Genomic DNA, 19,954 nt, shown 5'->3' on the forward strand with positions numbered 1-19,954 from the left:
GACCGTACCGGGATTCACGGGGGCGACATCGTGACGCGCACGACCGTGCCCGTCACCTGACCGGGGTCGTCCTCCGCGGTCCACACCTGCAGCACGTCCGACAGCTCCGAGGCCAGCCACATCCCCCGGCCGCGGTTCCCGGCGACCGGTGGCGCGGCGAGCCCGGGGAACGCGAGCCGGCACGTCGCGGCGTCGCTCATCTCCGAGACCAGCCCCGCCTCGGTGCGCCACATCCGCAGGACCGGGTGACCCGACCCGTGCTCGACGCCGTTGCTGATCAGCTCGTTGACCGCCAGCACGAGGTCGGAGATCCGGCTGGGCCCCAGCCCGGACAGCTCGGCCTGCCGCTCGACGACGCGCCGCATCGACCCGAGGTCGTCCAGGGTCACCGGCAGCGTCACGATCGCCGGCCCCAGCTCGTCCGGCGGGCACTGCGGGTTCTCGGCCAGCAGCTCGTGGTCGTCGCGCCGGCAGCCGCTCGGGACCGGGGCGCCGTCCACGAGGAACTCGTCGTGCAGGGCCCCGGCGTGCGCGCGGTCGGCCTCGACGTCGGGGAAGCAGCACAGCAGCTCGACGGGCAGCGCGCGCAGGGCGTGCGAGAGGGCGAGGTCGAGGCGGGTCCAGTAGGCGGCGTCCGCGCCGGGCAGCTCGACCGGCTGGCCGACCGTGCACACCCCGGACGCGCCGTCGGCCAGCACTTCGCGCACCGCGCGGCTCCAGCGCCCCGCGACCGTGAACGGCGGGGCCGAGTGCATCCGGTCCGGCGTGCGGAACTCCACCCCGGCGTCGTGGCCGAGGGAGCGACGCAGCACCGCGGCACACCGCGGGTCGACGACCACGAGCGCGCGACGGCCCGACTCCAGCGCCTCGGTCACCGGTGCGGTGAGGGCGGTGGCCTGGTGCTCGGGATCCCGGTACGGCACGGCCCGGTGGACGAGGCCGTCCGGGTCGGGACGCGGGGTGGTGGTGGTCATCGGCGGTCGGGGGCGGTCGGGGTCATGGGGCGTAGGCCTTCCACGTCGAAGCTGTGCCCATCTGCTCAAGGCGGCTCCTGACGGGGTGACCATAACGAAGCCGCACCGGTCGTGTGGTGCGGGGCGTGTGTGTTCGACGACGTCGCACCCCCCGGCGGCCCGCGGTGCGGTAGGGAAGGCTGGAAACGGATCACCCATCACGCACCACGAACGGAGTGACAGATGCGCGTCTTCGACGGAGTGGACGAGCTGCGGGCGGCCAAGGGGACCGAGATCGGGACCTCGCCCTGGCTGACCGTCACGCAGGAGCGGATCGACGGTTTCGCCGACGCCACCGACGACCACCAGTGGATCCACGTCGACGCCGAGCGGGCCGCGTCCGGACCGTTCGGCGCCACGATCGCCCACGGCTTCCTGTCGCTGTCGCTGCTGCCCAAGCTGGTCCAGTCCGTCTACAAGGTGGACGGGGTCAAGATGGGCGTGAACTACGGCCTCAACAAGGTCCGGTTCACCAGCCCGCTGCCGGTGGGCAGCCGGATCCGCGGCCGGGTCGAGCTGACCGACGTCAGCGACGTCTCCGGCGGCGTCCAGCTCACCATCGGCGTGACCGTCGAGATCGAGGGATCCGAGAAGCCCGCCCTGGTCGCCGAATGGCTGACCCGGCAGTTCGTCTAGGAGGAGAGAACCCATGCGTGATGCGGTGATCTGCGAGCCGCTGCGGACCCCGGTCGGCGGGTTCGGGGGGTCGCTGCGCGACGTCCCTGCCCACACCCTCGCCGCGACCGTGATCCGCGCCCTGATGGAGCGGACCGGGCTGGACCCCGACGTCGTCGAGGATGTCGTGCTGGGCCACTGCTACCCGACGATGGACGCTCCGGCGATCGGCCGGGTCGCCGCGCTCGACGCCGGCCTGCCGGTGACCGCGGGCGGCATCCAGATCGACCGCCGCTGCGGCTCGGGCCTGCAGGCCGTGCTCTACGCGGCCGGCCAGGTCCGGACGGGCGCGGCGGAGGTCGTGCTGGCCGGCGGCGCCGAGTCGATGTCGGGCGCGTCGTTCTACTCCACCGGGATGCGCTGGGGGGTCAAGGGCGGCCCCGGCGTGATGCTGAACGACTCGCTGGCCCGCGGCCGCGTCACCGCTGGCGGGAAGAACTTCCCGGTGCCGGGCGGGATGCTGGAGACCGCGGAGAACCTGCGCCGCGACTACGCCATTCCGCGCGCCGAGCAGGACGAGTACGCCGTCCGCTCGCACCACCGGGCGGCGGCCGCGCAGGAGTCCGGGGTGTTCGCCGAGGAGATCGTCCCGGTGACCGTGCCCGGCCGGAAGGGCGACACCGTCGTCGAGCGCGACGAGCACGTCCGCCCCGACTCGACGGTCGAGAAGCTGGCGACGCTGCGCCCGATCCTGGGCAAGGACGACCCGGACGCCACCGTGACCGCGGGCAACGCGTCGGGCCAGAACGACGGCGCCGCGATCTGCGTGGTGACCAGCCCGGAGTCCGCCGCCGAGCTCGGACTGCGCCCGCTGGCGAAGGTCGTGTCCTGGGGCCTGGGCGGGGTCCCGCCCAAGACGATGGGCATCGGCCCGGTCCCGGCGACGGCCAAGGCACTGGACGCGGCCGGGCTGACCCTGGCCGACATCGACCTGATCGAGCTGAACGAGGCGTTCGCGGCGCAGGTCCTGGCCTGCACGCGGGAGTGGAAGTTCACCGACGCCGACTTCGAGCGCACCAACGTGCACGGCTCGGGGATCTCGATGGGGCACCCGGTCGGCGCCACCGGCGGCCGCATCCTGGCCACGCTCACCCGGGAGATGGTGCGTCGCGACGCCCGCTACGGGTTGGAGACGATGTGCATCGGCGGCGGCCAGGGGCTCGCCGCGGTGTTCGAGAAGGTGTGACCCGTACCCGGGGCGGCCGTGTACGGCCGCCCCGGCGACCGGTCAGTGCCCGGCGTTCTTCGCGCGCTCGTAGGACGCCTTGATCTCGCGCTCGGCGTCGGCCCGGCCGACCCAGGACGCGCCCTCGACGCTCTTGCCCGGCTCGAGGGTCTTGTAGATCTCGAAGAAGTGCTGGATCTCCGCCCGGTCGAACTCGGCCAGGTGGTGGATGTCGCGCAGGTGCTCCTGGCGGGGGTCGTCCGAGGGGACGCAGAGGACCTTGTCGTCGCCGCCCTTCTCGTCCTTCATCCGGAACATGCCGATCGCGCGGGAGCGGATGACGCACCCGGGGAAGGTCGGCTCCTGCACCAGGACCAGGGCGTCCAGCGGGTCCCCGTCCTCGCCCAGGGTGTCGTCGATGAACCCGTAGTCGGCGGGGTACTGGGTGGCGGTGAACAGGGTGCGGTCGAGCCGGATACGTCCGGTCTCGTGATCGACCTCGTACTTGTTCCGGCCGCCCTTGGGGATTTCGATGGTGACGTCGAAGTCCACGGTTCGTTGCTCCTTGAAGAGGGTCAGCGGTCTTGTGTCACGGCTCCACCGGATCCGGGGCGGGGCCGCTGGCCCGCCCGCTCCGGCGGTGTCGGTGCTGCCCCCTAGTGTGAGGGACCGGGTGGGCACGGGTGCACGCCGGTGAGGGCGGATCGGGCCGATGTGGCCCGCGTCGCACCACCGTGCGGGCAGGTCGGCCGCCGGACGAGCAGGTACAGGAGGGTCCGTGGGACGCAGGCATCGCCGGCCGGAGCGCAGCTACCGGCGGTTCGCCGTGGTCGCGGTCGCGGTGATGGCACTGGCCTCGCTGTTCGGCGCCGTCGCCCTGGCCGGGCCGGACGCCCGCAGCTCGTTCGGGCTCGGCACCACCGCCACCCAGTACCCGCCGGTCCCGATGCCCGCGCTGCGCCCGCTCACACCGACGGCGCCGGTGCCGAGCGCCGCCGGGATCACCCAGGCCCTGTCCTCCCAGCTCGACGCGCCCGAGCTCGGCGAGGTCACCGGGGTCGTCATGGACTCCGCGGCCCCGCGCGGGGTCAAGCCGATCTGGGAGCGCGACGGCGACCGCGGCATGGTCCCCGGCTCCACGACGAAGCTGCTCACCGCCGCGGCCGCGCTGCTGTCGCTGAACCCGACCGACCGGCTCGCGACCCGGGTCGTGCCCGGTCCGTCCCCGGACTCGGTCGTCCTCGTCGGGTCCGGCGACCCGTCGCTGACCGCGCTGCCCGACGGGCAGGACGGGCTCTACCCGGAGCCCGCGCGGATCGCCGACCTCGCCGAGCAGGTGAAGAAGGCCGTCGGCCGCCCGATCACGACGGTCTACACCGACGCGAGCCTCTGGAAGGGCCCGGCCGAGTCCCCGGGCTGGGGGCCCACCGACGTCGCGGACGGCTACGTCGCCCCGATGTCGGCGCTGATGCTCGACGGCGGGCGCACCGACCCGCTGCAGCAGGACGGCCCGCGCAGCACCGACCCCGCCGCGGCCGCCGGGAAGGCGCTGGCCCGCGCGCTCGGCGCCTCCGACGTCCGCGAGGGCGTCGCCGCCGCGAACGCGCCGGTACTGGGCAGCGTGTCCTCCCCGCCGATCGCGAGCCTCATCGAGTACATGCTCACCGCCTCGGACAACGTCACGGCCGAGGCGATGGCCCGCCAGGTCGCGGTCTCCAAGGACGGCGAGGCCTCGTTCGACGGCGCCTCGAAGGCCGTCACCGAGGCGCTGGTCCAGGCCGGCTACGACGTGTCCGGGCTGCAGCTCGCCGACGGCAGCGGCCTGTCCCGGGACAACCTGATCCCGGCCCGGCTGCTCGGCGCGGTGCTGTCCTCGGCCGCCGCCCAGTCCGACAGCCCGACCGACGTGCAGTTCCTGCGCCCGATCCTCACCGGGCTCCCGGTCGCCGGCGGTGGCGGGACGCTCGCCGACCGGTTCGGCGACCCGCGGTCGGTCGCCGGGCGCGGTGTCGTGCGCGCCAAGACCGGCACGCTGTCCGGCGCCTCCAGCCTCGCCGGGGTCGTCACCGACGTCGACGGCAGGCTGCTGGTGTTCGCGCTGCTGTCCAACGGCACCTCGCCCGCCGACGCCCGGCCCGCGCTGGACCGCATCGCGGCGACGCTGTCGCGCTGCGGCTGCCGCGGCTGACCCGGACTCGCGCCCCCGTCGTCGCGGGTAGCGTGGGACGCATGGAGACCGACACGACCGGCCCGGTCACCGGCCGCCCCCGGCCCGACCGCACCGCCGCCGGACTGCCGGTGAACTGGTCCCTGGCCGCGTCGACGGCGGCATCGTTGATGCCCGCCGGGCCCCGCACCACCCCCGCGGTGGCGGGCGCGCTGGTGGAGCGCCTGCGCACCGACTCCGCCCGCGCCGAGGGACACGTCCGCGAGGTCACCGGCCTCGGGGCGGACCTGCCGCTGCTGCCCGCCGACGTACTGGACCGGCCCGCCTGGGCGCGTGCCGCCGTCGGGGGGATGGAGGCGCTGACCTCCGGCGCCCGGCTGCCCGACTCGCCGTGGCCGCTGCGCACGGTCACCGCGGCCGGCTCGGGGGTGCAGCTCGGCGCGCTGCTCGCCTACATGGGTGCCCGCGTGCTCGGCCAGTACGACCCGTTCGGCGGGCCCGGCGGGGCGGGGCGGCTCATCGTCGTCGCCCCGAACGTCTACGCCGCCTCGCGCTCGCTGGACGTCGACGGCGACCAGTTCGGCCTCTGGGTCTGCCTGCACGAGGCCACCCACCGGCTCCAGTTCACCGCGGTGTCGTGGCTGCGCGACCACTTCTCCGGGCTGGTCACCGAGCTGCTGTCGCTGCAGGAACCGGACACCGCGCGGCTCGCCCGGCTGCCCGACGCGATCCGCGCGCTGCGCGGCGAGGACGGCCGCAAGGCCGACGTGCTCGCGCTCGTCGAGCTGCTGCAGGGCCCCGAGCAGCGGGCCGTGCTCGACCGGCTGCTCGCCCTGTCGACCCTGCTGGAGGGGCACGCCGACCACGTCATGGACGCCGTCGGGCCGGACGTGGTCCCCGACGTCGCGCTCATCCGGCGCCGGTTCACCGAGCGCCGCCGCGGCGGCGGGCTGATCGACCGGATCCTGCGCGCGCTCCTCGGGGTCGAGGCGAAGATGCGCCAGTACGCCGTCGGCGCCGCGTTCTGCCGGGCCGTCGAGCGCGAGGCCGGGATGGCCGGGATCAACCGGGTCTGGGAGTCGCCGGAGACGCTGCCGACCCGCGCCGAGCTGGACGACCCCGCCGCGTGGCTGCGCCGCGTCGCCTGACGGTTCACGGGCCCACCGCGGCGGGCCGGGTCCGGCGCGCCGTGCGGGCCGCACTGGACCGGTTGCCCGCCGGCGCGGCCGCCGCCCCGCCGCTGGTCGCCTGCTCGGGCGGGGCCGACTCCACCGCGCTGGTGCTCGCCGTCCGGGAGGCGGTCGAGGGGCCGGTGCACGCCGCCGTCGTCGACCACGGGCTGCAGGACGGGTCCGCGGAGCGCTCGGCGGAGCTCGCCACGGTGCTGCGCGGGCTCGGGGTGACGGCGACGGTGCACCCGGTCGTCGTCGGCGCCGCGGGCGGCCCCGAGGGCGCGGCCCGGGCCGCCCGGTACGGGGCGCTGCGGGCGGCGCGGCCGACGCCGTCGTCGCCGGTGCTGCTCGGGCACACCCTCGACGACCAGGCCGAGACCGTCCTGCTGGGCCTCGGCCGGGGCTCCGGGGCCCGCTCGCTGTCCGGGATGCGTGAGTGGACCGAGCCGTGGCTGCGCCCGTTACTCGGGGTGCGCCGGGCCGACACCGTCGCCGCCTGCGCGGCCGCCGGCGTCGCGGTCTGGGCCGACCCGCACAACGCCGACCCCCGCTTCGCCCGCTCCCGGCTGCGCCACGAGGTGCTGCCGCTGCTGGAGGACGTCCTGGGCGGCGGGGTCGCGGCCGCGCTCGCCCGCACCGCGGACCAGCTCCACGACGACGACGCCGCCCTCTCCGTCGCCGCGGCCCGGCTGCTGTCCGCGGCCCGCGTGGCCACGGACGGTGAGCGGGACGCACCGGCGGGGGAGACCGGGCCGGGTGATTCCGGCGACAACGGCTCACCACCGGGTACCGCCGTGAACGACCCGGCCGGGGGTGCGGCGGGGGTCGCGGAGGCCGTCGGTGCCGCGCTCGACACCGGGGTCCTGGCGGCTGCCGAGCCCGCCGTACGACGCCGGGTCCTGCGGGAATGGCTCGCCGGAGCGGGCGCGCGGGCCCTCACCGATGCGCAGCTGCGGGCCGCCGACGACCTCGTCGGGGCCTGGCGCGGGCAGGGCGGACCGGCGCTGGGCGGCGGCTTGGTGCTGACCCGCGCCCGTGGCAGGCTCGTGCTGCGCCGCCGCAGCCGGCCGCGTGACCGGGCGTGACCGCGGGTCCGGTGGAGGCGTCGACCGGGCCGTCACACGGTCCGTGCGAGGGGGGTCGGGTGTACGACGGGGACATCTCCTCGGTGCTGGTCACCGAGGAGCAGGTGCGCGAGAAGACCGCGGAGCTGGCGCAGCAGGTCGCCGGTGACTACACCGGCCTCGTGCGCGACGGCCGCGAGTCCGACCTCGTGCTGATCGGCGTCCTCAAGGGCGCCGTCATGTTCATGACCGACTTCGCCCGCGCGCTGCCCATCCCGGCCCAGCTGGAGTTCATGGCGGTCAGCTCCTACGGCTCGTCGACCTCGTCGTCGGGCGTCGTGCGGATCCTCAAGGACCTCGACCGCGACATCGCCGGGCGGCACGTGCTGATCGTCGAGGACATCATCGACTCGGGGCTCACCCTGAACTGGCTGCTGGGCAACCTGCAGACCCGCTCGCCCGCGTCGCTGGAGGTCGTGACGCTGCTCCGCAAGCCGGACGCGGTGAAGGTCGACGTCCCGGTCCGCTACGTCGGCTTCGACATCCCGAACGAGTTCGTCGTCGGCTACGGCCTCGACTACGCCGAGCGCTACCGCGACCTGCCCTACATCGGCACGCTCGACCCGTCGGTCTACGCCTGAGCGCGGCTCAGCCGAGCCCGGGCCCGGCGGGTGTGGCCAGCGCGCGCGGGTCCACCCCGGCCGGGGCCGCGGTGAACGCGGGCCCGCCGGCGAGTGCCAGACCGGCCGGACCGTCGGTGCGGGCGGCGTAGTCCAACGCCCTCGCCAGGTCGGTGTACTCGATGCTGGGCAGGTCGTCGGTGGTGGTGAGGCTCGACAGCACGCCGATCGCGCGGCCCTGTGCGTCGAGCAGCGGGCTGCCCGACTCCCCGGCGACGCCGTCCTGCACGGCGAACACCGCGTGTCCCCAGCCGCCACCGACCTCGGCGGCGGCCGCACCGGCGCGCACCCCGACCGTGCGGACGCCGCCGGCGCCCGGCGGGTTGGTCAGGCCGTAGACCGGGGTGCCGGCGGGCAGCGGCGCGGTGCGGACCGCGCCGGGACCGCCGAAGAACGGCACCGCGGCGCCCACCGAGGGGCGGGCGCCCGCGGGCAGCTCGACGAGCGCGAGGTCGTTGTAGGCGCAGACGTCGGGGTCGCGCTCCCCGCGGGCCTGCATGGTGTTCCACGAGCTCCACGCCAGCGTCCCGGTGACCGTGCCGTCGCGGCCGTGCACCAGCACCGGGGTGCCCAGCGGCACCGCGTCGGAGGTGCAGCCGTCGGTCTCGGTCTCGTCGCCGGTGCCGCCGCAGTGCGCGGCCTGCCCGAGGAAGGTGCGCTCGCCCGCGGTGAACACGAACCCGGCCGTGCACAGGCCCGCGCCGGTGGTCTCGGTGACGGTCCCCGGGCCGATCGACCCCGGCCCCGCGACGACGGCCGGGTGCGGCACGAGGTCGCTCGCCTCGGCCCGGGCGGTGGTCGCCGGCGGCGCGGTCACGACCGGCGGCGTCGGTGCGGCGGCCGCGGGCGGCGGGATCACGGGCACGGCGGCGGCCGTCCCCACCGGCACGGTGAACACCGCCAGTGCCGCCGCGGCGGCGAGACCGGCGGCGAGCACCGACACCGTCCGCCGGGGTCCGGCCACCGCGTGCAGCGCCATCCGATCGTCCCTCCCGACCCGCAGACCATCGCCGCTGGACCGGACGGAGCAGGGCGCCGCTGCCCTCCGCCGCCGTCCCGGTACCGAGCGTGCTGCACAGTTGTCCCACACCACGGTGTCGACGTGTGCGTCGGGACACCCCTGTGGGGGAACCGGGCAGGTCGCCGGTTCGTTCACCGATCGGCCGCCCGCTCACCGGGCGGTCCGGCCAGGTCCGTCCGGAGCACGCCACCCACCGTGGGGCTATCCTGGCGGGTCAGGGCCCTCCGGCGGGGCGGTACACCGTCCGCCGCCGCTGCCGAGAACCACTCCCGGGAAGGTGAAGGCCACCCAGGCCGACGTTGCATGGACCGCAAGCGCCTGCTCCGCAACCCGCTGATCTGGATCCTCGTCGCACTCCTGATCTATCTCGGGTTCAGCCAGCTGTTCGACGACACCCGCGGATACACCGAGGTCACGACGTCGGTCGCGCTCTCCCAGGTGCAGTCGGGGAACGTCAAGGACGCCCTCGTCGAGGACCGTGAGCAGCAACTCCGCCTCACGCTGGACCGCCCGATCGAGGTCAACGGCAACGAGACGACCCAGATCCTCACCCAGTACCCGGCGCAGATCTCCGGTCAGATCTTCGACCAGGTCCGCCAGGTCCCCGGGATCGCCGAGTACGACACCGTCGTCCGCCAGGACTCCTTCCTCTCCACGCTGCTGATCACGATGATCCCGCTGGCGCTGGTCCTGATCCTGCTGTTCTGGTTCCTGAACAACGCCCAGGGCGGCGGGAACCGGGTCATGAGCTTCGGCAAGTCCAAGGCCAAGCAGTTGAACAAGGACATGCCGAAGAACACGTTCGCGGACGTGGCGGGCGCCGACGAGGCGGTCGAGGAGCTCTACGAGATCAAGGACTTCCTGCAGAACCCTGGCCGCTACCAGGCCCTGGGCGCGAAGATCCCCAAGGGCGTGCTGCTCTACGGCCCGCCCGGCACCGGCAAGACGCTGCTGGCCCGTGCGGTCGCCGGTGAGGCGGGCGTGCCGTTCTACACGATCTCCGGGTCCGACTTCGTCGAGATGTTCGTCGGTGTCGGTGCCTCCCGGGTGCGCGACCTGTTCGAGCAGGCCAAGCAGAACGCGCCCTGCATCATCTTCGTCGACGAGATCGACGCGGTCGGCCGCCAGCGCGGAGCCGGCCTCGGCGGCGGGCACGACGAGCGCGAGCAGACCCTGAACCAGCTGCTCGTCGAGATGGACGGCTTCGACGCCCGCGGCGGCATCATCCTGATCGCCGCGACGAACCGGCCGGACATCCTGGACCCGGCGCTGCTGCGCCCGGGCCGGTTCGACCGGCAGATCCCGGTCGGCGCCCCCGACCTGGCGGGCCGTCGCGCGATCCTGAAGGTGCACTCCAAGGGCAAGCCCTTCGCCGACGACGTCGACCTCGAGTCGCTGGCCAAGCGCACCGTGGGCATGTCCGGTGCCGACCTGGCCAACGTGATCAACGAGGCCGCGCTGCTGACCGCCCGCGAGCACGGGACTCTCATCAACGGCGCCGCGCTGGAGGAGTCGGTCGACCGGGTCGTCGGTGGTCCGAAGCGCAAGTCGAAGATCGTTTCCGAGCGCGAGAGGAAGATCACCGCCTACCACGAGGGCGGGCACGCGCTGGCCGCGTGGGCGATGCCGGACCTGGAGCCGGTCTACAAGCTCACGATCCTGCCGCGCGGGCGCACCGGCGGGCACGCGCTCGTCGTCCCGGAGGACGACAAGGGCCTCATGACCCGCGCCGAGATGATCGCGCGGCTGGTGTTCGCGATGGGTGGGCGCTCGGCCGAGGAGCTCGTCTTCCACGAGCCCACGACCGGCGCGTCCTCCGACATCGACCAGGCCACCAAGATCGCCCGCGCGATGGTCACCGAGTACGGCATGAGCGCCAAGCTCGGCGCCGTCCGCTACGGCCGCGAGCAGGGCGACCCGTTCCTCGGCCGCTCGATGGGCAACCAGGCGGACTACTCGCTCGAGGTCGCCCACGAGATCGACGAGGAGGTGCGCAAGCTCATCGAGGCCGCGCACACCGAGGCGTGGGAGATCCTCAACACCTACCGCGACGTGCTCGACGACCTGGTGCTGGAGCTCCTGGACAAGGAGACCCTGAACCGCAAGGACCTCGAGCGGATCTTCGGGTCGGTGGAGAAGCGGCCGCGGATCACCGCGTTCGACGACTTCGGCGTGCGCACGCCGTCGGAGAAGCCGCCGATCAAGACCCGGCGCGAGCTGGCGCACGAGCGCGGTGAGGTCCTGCCGCCCGAGGAGGACGAGCGCACCCCGGTCGAGGTCGGCTCGGGCTCCGCCAACGGCTACGGCGACGCGCCCGGCACCCCCGGCGCCTCCCCGTTCCCGGCGGGCGGCTCGGCCCCGAGCCGCCCGGACGCCCCGAACGACGGCGGCTACGGCCCCGGCGACGGCGGCCAGGGGCACGGCGGCGGCAACGGGAACGGGAACGGCTACGGCGCGCCCGGCAACGGGCACGGCGCCCCGGCCCACGGCTACGGCCGGGCCGGGTCCTACGGCGGACCGGGACAGCCCCCGGCGCCCGCCGTCGCCCCGAACTACGGCGCCCCGCCGGACTGGCGGCCCGCGACCACCCCGCAGGGGCAGAGCTGGCCGCCGCCGAACTGGGCGCAGCCGCAGCCGCAGCAGCAGGGCGGGCCGCAGGGCCCCGCCCAAGGCGGTCCCTGGTCCGGTCCCGGAGCGGGCGACGGCGGCAACGGCAACGGCGCGCACGGCAACGGCGCGCCGGGTGGTGCGAACGATCCCGGCGCCGGCGAGCAGCGACGCGGACACGACCCGGAGGCAGGACACTGAGCACGTCGACGACGGACGGACGCTCCGGACCGGTGGAGTCCGCCGCGGTGGCGCCCGGGGTGACCCGGGCCGTACCCGGCGGGGTCGACCTGGACCGTGCGGAGCGCGCCGTCCGCGAGCTGCTGATCGCGGTCGGGGAGAACCCGGACCGCGAGGGCCTCAAGGAGACCCCGGCCCGGGTCGCGCGCGCCTACGGCGAGATCTTCGCCGGCCTGTTCGTCGACCCGGACACGGTGCTGGAGAAGACCTTCGACGAGGGCCACGGCGAGCTCGTGCTGGTCAAGGACATCCCGATGTTCTCCACCTGCGAGCACCACCTCGTGCCCTTCCACGGGGTGGCCCACGTCGGCTACATCCCGGCCGTCGACGGCCAGGTCACCGGCCTGTCCAAGCTGGCCCGGGTGGTCGACCTGTACGCCAAGCGCCCGCAGGTCCAGGAGCGGCTGACTGCGCAGATCGCCGACGCCCTGGTGCGCAAGCTGAACCCGCGCGCGGTGATCGTCGTACTGGAGGCCGAGCACCTGTGCATGGCCATGCGCGGCATCCGCAAGCCGGGGTCGCGCACCACCACCTCGGCGGTGCGCGGGCTGTTCAAGAGCTCGGCGACCTCCCGCGCGGAGGCGCTCTCGCTGATCAGGGGGCGCTGACATGGTCGCCCCCGGCGGGGCGTTGCCGGAGCTCGGCCGCTGCGCGGTCATGGGGATCCTGAACGTCACCCCCGACTCGTTCTCCGACGGCGGCCGCTACGTCGACCGGTCGCACGCCGTCGCACACGGCGTCGCGATGCGCGACGCCGGGGCCGACCTCGTCGACGTCGGCGGGGAGTCGACCCGGCCCGGGGCGCAGCGGATCGACGCCGCGACCGAGCGGGACCGCGTCCTGCCGGTCGTGCGCGAGCTCGTCGCCGCGGGCGTGCGGGTCAGCGTCGACACGACCCGGTCCGAGGTCGCGCAGGCCTGCGTCGAGGCCGGTGCGGCGATGGTCAACGACGTCTCCGGCGGCCTGGCCGACCCGCGGATGGCCGCGGTCGTCGCCGAGTCGCGGACGCCCTGGGTGATCATGCACTGGCGCGGGCACAGCGCCGGCATGCAGCAGCTCGCGGGCTACGAGGACGTGATCGGCGAGGTCCGGTCCGAGCTCGTCGCCCGGGTCGACCACGCCGTGATGGCCGGGGTCGACCCCGGCCGCATCGTGCTCGACCCCGGTCTCGGGTTCGCCAAGAACGCCGCGCACAACTGGGCGCTGCTGCGCCGGCTCGACGTGTTCGTCGACCTGGGCTTCCCGGTGCTGGTCGGGGCCTCGCGCAAGCGGTTCCTCGGCGAGCTCCTGGCCTCGGCCGAGGGCGAGCCGCGCACCCCGCCGGGCCGCGACATCGCGACCGCCGCGGTCAGCGCGCTCGCCGCCAACGCGGGCGCCTGGGGCGTGCGGGTGCACGATGTCGAGTCCACGATGGACGCCATCGCGGTCGCCGCCGCCTGCCGGCTCGGCGCCTCGCGCGCCCGCACCCCGCGGGAGACCGGGCGGTGAGCGACCGGATCGAGCTCCGGGGGCTGCGGGTCCGCGGGAACCACGGCGTGTTCGACCACGAGCGTCGCGACGGCCAGGAGTTCGTCGTCGACCTGGTGGTGCACGCCGACCTCGCGCCCGCCGCCGCCTCGGACGACCTGGCCGACACGCTGCACTACGGCGAGCTCGCCGAGCTGGCCGCGGGCATCGTCGGCGGTCCGGCCCGGGACCTCGTCGAGGCCGTCGCCGGGGAGATCGCGCAGGCCGTACTGGACCACGACGCCCGGGTCGCCGCCGTCGAGGTGACGCTGCACAAGCCGTCGGCGCCGATCCCCCTGACCTTCGACGACGTCGCGGTCGTCCTGACCCGGAGCCGGGCGTGACCCGCGCGGTCCTGTCCCTCGGCTCCAACCTGGGCGACCGGGCCGCGCACCTGCGCACGGTCGTCGCGGACCTGGGGACGGCCGTCGTGGCGGTGTCGCCGGTGTTCGAGACGGCGCCGTGGGGCGTGACCGACCAGCCGGACTTCCTCAACGCGGTGCTGGTCGCGGACGACCCGGGACTCGATGCGTGGGGCTGGCTGCGCCGTGGACAGGCACTCGAGGACGCCTCGGGCCGGGTCCGCGAGCAGCGGTGGGGGCCGCGCACCCTCGACGTCGACGTCGTCCAGGTGACCGACGACGGCGCCCCGGTCACCTCGGACGACCCGGAGCTGCTCCTGCCGCACCCGGGCACCCCCGACCGGGCCACCGTGCTGCTGCCCTGGCTGCTCGCCGAGCCCGGCGCCGTCCTGCACGGGCACGGGCCGGTCGCCGACCTGCTGGACCGGCTCGGCCCGGACGGCCGTGCCGGTGTGCACCGCCGCGACGACGTCGTCCTGCGGGACCCGGCATGACCGCGCCCGGACCGGGCGGACGGCGCCCCGGCCGCGGCCCGGACGGCGACCCGCGCCCGACCGTGCGCCCGACCCGGGTCCGCGACGTCGCCGCGATCACCGTGGTCGCGGCCCTGCTCGGCAACATTCTCGTCCAGCTGACCTACGGGTCGCTGCCGACGCTGCCGGTCGCCGCGGCGGTCGTCGTCACGGTCCTCGCCGCCGCCGAGGCCGCGGGCGGGGTCGTGCTGCGGCGCCGGATCGAGCGGCGGAACGGGGCCGTCCCGGTACCGCCGCTCGTCGCGGCCCGGGCGGTGCTGCTCGCCAAGGCCTCCGCGGTCGGCGGCGCGGTGGTCGCCGGGCTGTGGGTGGGCGTGCTGATGCACACGCTGCCGCGGGCCGCGGTCGTGGTGGCCGCGTTCCGGGACAGCGTCGTCGCCGGGATCGGCGTGGTCAGCGCGCTGCTGCTGATCGGCGCCGCGTTCTGGCTGGAGTACTGCTGCCGTGCCCCCGACGACCCGGACGACACCGACGGTGGGATCCGCTCGACCTGAGGCGCGTCCCCCCGCGCGGGCGGGGCCGGTTCTCTACGCTGGACGGTCATGACGTCCCCGACGCTCGGCCGCCCGTACACACCGGTGCCGGCGCCGTCGGCCAAGCGACGGGGCGTGCTGCTGCCGGTCGTCGGCCTGGTGGTGCTGGCCCTGCTCGCGGTGATCACGATCGGGGTGCTGCAACGCGCGATCGGGACACCGGGGGTGATCGTCGGGACCCTGGCCGCGCTGCTGCCGGTCGTGCCGGTGGTGGCGGCGTTCCTCTGGGTGGACCGCTGGGAGCCCGAGCCGCCGCGGATGCTGATGGGCGCGTTCCTCTGGGGCGCCGGGTTCGCCGCGCTGGTCGCCCTGCTGATCAACACGAGTGCCTCGGCGGTGCTCGACGCGGCCGCCGGGCGCGGCGCGGGCGACCTGTTCGGCCCGGTCGTGGTCGCCCCGGTCGTCGAGGAGTTCACCAAGGGCATGTTCCTGGTCGGGCTGCTGCTGTTCCGGCGCCGCGAGTTCGACGGGATCGTCGACGGCGTCGTCTACGCCGGGATCGTCGCCGCCGGGTTCGCGTTCAGCGAGAACATCCTCTACCTCGGCCGCGCGGTGTCCGAGCCGGAGTCGGCCGGCGTGCTCGCGACGCTGTTCGTCCGCGGTGTCGCCTCGCCGTTCGCGCACCCGCTGTTCACCTGCATGATCGGCATCGCCGCCGGGATCGCGGTGGCCAGCCGCAGCATCGGGGTGCGGGTGCTGGCGATGATCGCCGGCTACGTCGCCGCGGTGGTGCTGCACGCGCTGTGGAACGGCGCGTCGGTGCTGGCCGCGACGCCCGGCGGCTTCTTCCAGATCTACCTGTTCGTGATGGTCCCGATCTTCGTCGGGCTGATCCTGCTCGTGGTGTTCGCCCGTCGCCGCGAGGCGCGGATCGTCGCCGCGCAGCTGCCCGGCTTCGCCGCCGCGGGCTGGATCGCGCCGAGCGAGGTGACCCTGCTGGCCCGGCTGTCCCGGCGGAAGGGCTGGCGCACGCTGGTGCGGCGCCGCTCCGGCCCGGCCGCGGCGAAGGCCGTCGCCGAGTACCAGTCCGCGGTCACCGAGCTGGCGTTCATGCGGAACCGGATCGCGCGCGGCGCGGTGAAGGAGAGCGCCCACGCCCTGCACGACGAGAAGCTGGCCGCGGTGCTGCGGGCCCGCGCCGTCGCCGTCGGGGTGCCGGAGGCGCTGGTCGCGGCCTGGGCGCGGAAGCGTCCGTCGGACTGGGAGCCGCCGCCCCCGGCCGCGCCGGACGGCAGCTTCTCCGGCCAGTTCCGGATCCCGACCTTCCCCGACGGCGGCGGCGCGTCCGCCTCCGCGGGGCCCGCCGTGCCGCCGCTCCCGCCCGGCCCGGACACGCTCATGACCGCCGCGCCCTGGGGGCGACCCGAGGGACCGCGGGTCGCTCCGTGGTCGGGCGCGCCGCGGACACCGGCCCCGTACACCCCGGGACCGCCCGGCGGCGCCCGTCCGGCCGGCCCGCGCGGTCCGGGGTCGGCCGATCCCGAGGCCCGCTCCGACGGCCCGGGCGTGCCCGGCCGTCCGCAGGAGCCGGCCCGACGTCCGGGCCAGCCGGGTGCCGGGCCCGGTCCGGTCCCCGGCGGCCGGGGAGCGGGCTCGCCGTCACCCGGACACCAGCCGCCCGGTTCCCCGGTGTCCGGTCCGGCACCGTCCGCCTCGCCGGCGCCGGGCCCCGCGGTCCCCGGCGCCGCCGGACCCGCCCCGGGGGGAGGCGACGAGCACCTCACCCGGGCCGTCCGCCGTCCGGAACCACCCGCCGCCGAGCCCCGGGGCCGCCACCACGACAACCCGTCCGACCCCGGCCCCACCCGCCCGATGCTCCGCCCCGACGACGACCCGGACCGTCCCGCCGCCCGTTGACCCGGGCCGATCGGGGCCGATCGGGGCCGATCCGGGGCGCCGGGGACCGCCCGCCCGCCCCCACCCCGTTCCATGATCACCGGTTGTGGAGCGGAGCGTTCGCGAGGCGGGCGCTGATCTCCACAACCGTCGATCACCGGCGGGGCCGGGGGTGAGGCCGGTCTCAGGAGCACGCCCCGCCACCCGGCGCCCGTCTACCCTCGCGTCCGGCGCGCGGCCACCGGAGGTCGCGCCACCCGCGGATTGCCCGACCGGTACCCCACCAGGACCGGAACGGGAGGAAACGGATTCTCGTGATGGACTCTGCGATCGACGGCGGTCGCCCCGCGCGGCTCGCGGTCGGGGTGGTCTCGGCCGGTCGGGTCGGTGCGGTGCTGGGCGCCGCGCTCGCCCGCGCGGGCCACCACGTCGTCGCCGCCTCCGGGGTCTCGCAGGCCTCGGTGCGCCGGGCGGAGACCCTGCTGCCCGACGTCCCCCTGCTCCCGCCGGACGAGGTCTGCTCGCGCGCCGACCTGGTCCTGCTCGCCGTCCCCGACGACGTGCTGCCCGGCCTGGTCCGTGGCCTCGCCGCCGCCGGATGTTTCCGGCCGGGCCAGATCGCCGTCCACACGGCGGGGTCGCGCGGCGTCGCGGTGCTGGACCCGGCGACGGAGCGGGGTGTGCTGCCGCTCGCGCTGCACCCGGCGATGACGGTGACCGGCCGCTCCGAGGACGTCGACCGGCTCGCCGCCTGCTGCATCGGCGTCACCGCCCCCGGCGACCCGGAGCACGGCGACCCGCGCGACGCCGTCGGCTGGAGCGTCGCCGAGGCACTCGTGCTGGAGATGTCGGCCGAGCCCGTCCGCATCCCCGAGGCGATGCGCCCGCTCTACCACGCCGCGCTCGCCCACGGCGCCAACCACCTCACCACCCTGGTCGGGGACTGCGTGCAGCTGCTGGAGACCGCCGGCATCCGGCCCGCGGAGCGGCTCGTCGCGCCGCTGCTGTCGGCCGCGCTGGACAACGCGCTGCGCCACGGCGACCGCGCGCTGACCGGACCGGTCGCCCGCGGCGACGCCGGCACCGTCCGGACCCACCTGGAGCACATCGGCGACGCCGACGCCGACCTGGCCGCCGTCTACCGGGCGCTGGCCGGGCGCACCGCCCACCGGGCCGCCGCCGCCGGGCTCCTCGGCCCCGACGGCGTCCGCGACATCGAGACCGCACTGGAGGAGAAGTGAGCACCCCCGGCTCCACCCGGAACGGCTACGGCACCGGCCGGCTGACCGTGCACGCCGATCCGGCGAAGCTCGCCGCGGTCACCCGCGCGCTGCGCGGTGCGGGCCGCAAGGTCGTCCTCATCCCCACGATGGGTGCCCTGCACGAGGGCCACCGCGAGCTGATCCGGCACGCGAAGCGGATCCCCGGCGCCGTCGTCCCGGTCGTGTCGATCTTCGTGAACCCGCTGCAGTTCGGCGCGGGCGAGGACCTCGACCGCTATCCGCGCCCGATCGAGGCCGACCTGGACGCCTGCCGCGACGAGGGCGTCGAGCTGGTGTTCACCCCGCAGGTCGAGCACATGTACCCGCCGGGCTCGCAGACCCGCGTCACCGCCGGGCCGCTCGGCGACGAGCTGGAGGGTGCCTCCCGGAAGGGCCACTTCGACGGCGTCCTGACCGTCGTGTCCAAGCTGTTCCACATCGTCGGCCCGGACGTCGCGCTGTTCGGCGAGAAGGACTACCAGCAGCTGACACTGATCCGCCGGATGGTGCGCGACCTGGACTTCCCGACCCGGGTCGTGGGCGTCCCGACCGTCCGCGAGGACGACGGCCTGGCCCTGTCCTCGCGCAACGTCTACCTCGACCCCGGGCAGCGCCGCGCCGCCGCCGTGCTGTCGCGCGCGCTCGCGGCCGGGGCCGCGGTGTCGGTCCGCGGGCACGACGCCGTGCTGGACGCCGCCCGCGCCGAGCTGGCGACCGAGCCGGAGGTCGACGTCGACTACCTCGAGCTGCGCGACACCGACCTCGGACCGGCCCCCGCCCCGGGCGCCGGGGACGGCCGCCTGCTCGTCGCCGCCCGGGTCGGCGCCACCCGCCTGATCGACAACGCCCCCATCGCGTTCTGACCGCGTCCCGAGGAGAACCGCCGTGAACCGCACGATGATGAAGTCCAAGATCCACCGCGCCACCGTGACGCAGGCCGACCTGCACTACGTCGGCTCGGTCACCGTCGACGCCGACCTCATGGCGGCCGCCGACCTGCTCGAGGGCGAGCAGGTCAGCATCGTCGACATCACCAACGGTGCCCGCCTGGAGACCTACGTGATCACCGGCGAGCCCGGCTCCGGGGTGATCGGCATCAACGGCGCCGCCGCGCACCTGGTGCACCCCGGTGACCTGGTCATCCTGATCTCCTACGGCTCCTACGACGAGGCCGAGCTGCGCGGCTACAGCCCGCGCGTCGTCTTCGTCGACGCCGACAACCGGATCGCCGACCTGGGCGCCGACCCGGGACACGCCCCGGAGGGCTCGGGCCTGCTGACCAGCGCGGCCCGCTGAGGACGACACGGTGCTGCTCTGCATCGACGTCGGGAACACCCACGTCTCGCTGGGGCTCTACCCCGACACCGGGACGGGTGCGGAGGCGCTCGACCCGGAGCCGGAGCGGCGCTGGCGGCTGCGCACCGACACGAGTGCCACCGCCGACGAGCTGGACCTGACCGTCACCGGGATGCTCGGCGCGCACTTCCCCGAGGTCACCGCGGTCGCCGCGCTGTCCACGGTGCCCGGGCCGTCGCGGGAGCTGCGCACGCTGCTCTCGCGCTGGTCGGACCGGATGCGCACGCTCGTCGTCGGGCCGGGGGTGCGGACGGGCGTGCCGCTGCTGGTGGACCACCCGCGCGAGGTGGGCGCGGACCGGGTCGTGAACTCGCTCGCCGCGCACCACCTGTTCGGCACCACCTGCATCTGCGTCGACCTCGGGACCTGCACGAACATCGACGTGGTCACCGCGAAGGGCGAGTTCCTCGGCGGGGCGCTGGCCCCGGGCATCGACATCGCGATGCAGGCGCTGGCCGAGCGGGCGTCGTCGCTGCGGCCGGTGGACCTGGTCGAGCCGCGCTCGGTGATCGGCCGGACGACGGTCGAGGCCGTCCAGGCCGGGGTGCTCTACGGCGCCGCCGGGCAGGTCGACGGGCTGGTCCGCCGCATCCTCGCCGAGCTGGGCCCGGACGCGCTGCCGGTCACCGTGATCGTCACCGGCGGGCTCGCGGAGCTCGTCCACGGCCGTGCCGACACCGTCACCCACCACGTCCCGGACCTGACGCTGCACGGGCTGCGGCTGACCCACCTGCGCCACCACCGGCCCCGCTGACCGGCCCC

General features: G+C 75.3%; 20 protein-coding genes. 17 read left to right on the top strand and 3 right to left on the bottom strand.

The genetic code is table 11. The annotated features are described in order from the left end of the window. Positions 1–14: 14 nt before the first annotated feature. Positions 15–974, bottom strand: coding sequence for an ATP-binding protein (locus KPF22_RS03680; protein ID WP_224401230.1), 960 nt, complete (start codon positions 972–974; stop codon positions 15–17). A gap of 222 nt (positions 975–1,196) precedes the next feature. Between KPF22_RS03680 and KPF22_RS03685 the strand changes: the two genes are divergently transcribed. Then, positions 1,197–1,649: a MaoC family dehydratase gene (locus KPF22_RS03685; protein ID WP_208826381.1), complete on the top strand. Its 453-nt coding sequence runs from the start codon at positions 1,197–1,199 to the stop codon at positions 1,647–1,649. Positions 1,650–1,662: 13 nt separating this feature from the next. After that, a complete protein-coding gene (locus KPF22_RS03690) occupies positions 1,663–2,874 on the top strand; it encodes an acetyl-CoA C-acetyltransferase (protein ID WP_224401231.1) in 1,212 nt (403 codons plus the stop codon). 42 nt (positions 2,875–2,916) lie between these two features. On the opposite strand, the gene KPF22_RS03695 is transcribed toward KPF22_RS03690, so the two are convergent. Next, on the bottom strand, positions 2,917–3,405 hold the full coding sequence (locus KPF22_RS03695) for an inorganic diphosphatase (RefSeq protein ID WP_073576771.1): 489 nt from the start codon (positions 3,403–3,405) through the stop codon (positions 2,917–2,919). A 226-nt stretch (positions 3,406–3,631) separates the two neighbouring features. Here KPF22_RS03695 and dacB point away from each other — a divergent pair, with 226 nt between their 5' ends. The 4 genes from dacB to hpt are packed head-to-tail and all read left to right on the top strand — an operon-like array spanning position 3,632 to position 7,897. Then, positions 3,632–5,041 carry a D-alanyl-D-alanine carboxypeptidase/D-alanyl-D-alanine-endopeptidase gene (dacB, locus tag KPF22_RS03700; RefSeq protein ID WP_062398478.1) on the top strand — a complete coding sequence of 470 codons (1,410 nt, stop codon included), beginning with the start codon at positions 3,632–3,634 and terminating at the stop codon, positions 5,039–5,041. 41 nt (positions 5,042–5,082) lie between these two features. Further along, positions 5,083–6,168 (top strand): zinc-dependent metalloprotease, encoded by a 1,086-nt coding sequence (locus KPF22_RS03705; protein WP_224401232.1) that lies wholly within the window; start codon positions 5,083–5,085, stop codon positions 6,166–6,168. Next, positions 6,147–7,277, top strand: coding sequence for a tRNA lysidine(34) synthetase TilS (tilS, locus tag KPF22_RS03710; protein ID WP_374107448.1), 1,131 nt, complete (start codon positions 6,147–6,149; stop codon positions 7,275–7,277). Before KPF22_RS03705 ends, tilS begins: the two co-directional genes overlap by 22 nt. A gap of 59 nt (positions 7,278–7,336) precedes the next feature. After that, positions 7,337–7,897, top strand: coding sequence for a hypoxanthine phosphoribosyltransferase (hpt, locus tag KPF22_RS03715; protein WP_062398476.1), 561 nt, complete (start codon positions 7,337–7,339; stop codon positions 7,895–7,897). A 7-nt stretch (positions 7,898–7,904) separates the two neighbouring features. On the opposite strand, the gene KPF22_RS03720 is transcribed toward hpt, so the two are convergent. After that, positions 7,905–8,915 (bottom strand): serine protease, encoded by a 1,011-nt coding sequence (locus KPF22_RS03720; protein ID WP_208826375.1) that lies wholly within the window; start codon positions 8,913–8,915, stop codon positions 7,905–7,907. A 345-nt stretch (positions 8,916–9,260) separates the two neighbouring features. On the opposite strand from KPF22_RS03720, the gene ftsH reads away from it, so the two are divergent. The 11 genes from ftsH (at position 9,261) to KPF22_RS03775 (ending at position 19,946) form a co-directional block, all read left to right on the top strand. Then, positions 9,261–11,765, top strand: coding sequence for an ATP-dependent zinc metalloprotease FtsH (gene ftsH / locus KPF22_RS03725; protein WP_224401233.1), 2,505 nt, complete (start codon positions 9,261–9,263; stop codon positions 11,763–11,765). A gap of 32 nt (positions 11,766–11,797) precedes the next feature. Continuing rightward, positions 11,798–12,412, top strand: coding sequence for a GTP cyclohydrolase I FolE (gene folE, locus KPF22_RS03730; protein WP_374107449.1), 615 nt, complete (start codon positions 11,798–11,800; stop codon positions 12,410–12,412). Between the two features lies 1 nt (position 12,413). After that, a complete protein-coding gene (gene folP / locus KPF22_RS03735) occupies positions 12,414–13,292 on the top strand; it encodes a dihydropteroate synthase (RefSeq protein WP_224401234.1) in 879 nt (292 codons plus the stop codon). After that, on the top strand, positions 13,289–13,654 hold the full coding sequence (gene folB, locus KPF22_RS03740; RefSeq protein ID WP_178375735.1) for a dihydroneopterin aldolase: 366 nt from the start codon (positions 13,289–13,291) through the stop codon (positions 13,652–13,654). The genes folP and folB overlap by 4 nt, the downstream gene beginning before the upstream one ends. Then, the gene (gene folK / locus KPF22_RS03745) at positions 13,651–14,166 is read left to right on the top strand and encodes a 2-amino-4-hydroxy-6-hydroxymethyldihydropteridine diphosphokinase (RefSeq protein WP_208826373.1); all 516 of its coding nucleotides are present in this window, start codon (positions 13,651–13,653) and stop codon (positions 14,164–14,166) included. The genes folB and folK overlap by 4 nt, the downstream gene beginning before the upstream one ends. After that, positions 14,163–14,699, top strand: coding sequence for a DUF3180 domain-containing protein (locus KPF22_RS03750; RefSeq protein ID WP_224401235.1), 537 nt, complete (start codon positions 14,163–14,165; stop codon positions 14,697–14,699). The genes folK and KPF22_RS03750 overlap by 4 nt, the downstream gene beginning before the upstream one ends. 48 nt (positions 14,700–14,747) lie before the next feature. Next, complete coding sequence (locus KPF22_RS03755; RefSeq protein ID WP_224401236.1) at positions 14,748–16,595, top strand: PrsW family glutamic-type intramembrane protease; 1,848 nt, start codon at positions 14,748–14,750, stop codon at positions 16,593–16,595. 296 nt (positions 16,596–16,891) lie between these two features. Next, positions 16,892–17,815: a Rossmann-like and DUF2520 domain-containing protein gene (locus tag KPF22_RS03760; protein WP_224401237.1), complete on the top strand. Its 924-nt coding sequence runs from the start codon at positions 16,892–16,894 to the stop codon at positions 17,813–17,815. After that, complete coding sequence (panC, locus tag KPF22_RS03765; protein ID WP_208826237.1) at positions 17,812–18,699, top strand: pantoate--beta-alanine ligase; 888 nt, start codon at positions 17,812–17,814, stop codon at positions 18,697–18,699. Before KPF22_RS03760 ends, panC begins: the two co-directional genes overlap by 4 nt. A gap of 22 nt (positions 18,700–18,721) precedes the next feature. Next, positions 18,722–19,132, top strand: a complete 411-nt coding sequence (gene panD / locus KPF22_RS03770) for an aspartate 1-decarboxylase (RefSeq protein ID WP_208826235.1) — start codon at positions 18,722–18,724, stop codon at positions 19,130–19,132. Between the two features lie 10 nt (positions 19,133–19,142). Further along, on the top strand, positions 19,143–19,946 hold the full coding sequence (locus KPF22_RS03775) for a type III pantothenate kinase (protein ID WP_062398459.1): 804 nt from the start codon (positions 19,143–19,145) through the stop codon (positions 19,944–19,946). Positions 19,947–19,954 lie beyond the last annotated feature (8 nt).

The sequence above is a fragment of the Pseudonocardia sp. ICBG1034 genome (genome assembly GCF_020131375.1).
GTDB lineage: Bacteria > Actinomycetota > Actinomycetes > Mycobacteriales > Pseudonocardiaceae > Pseudonocardia > Pseudonocardia alni.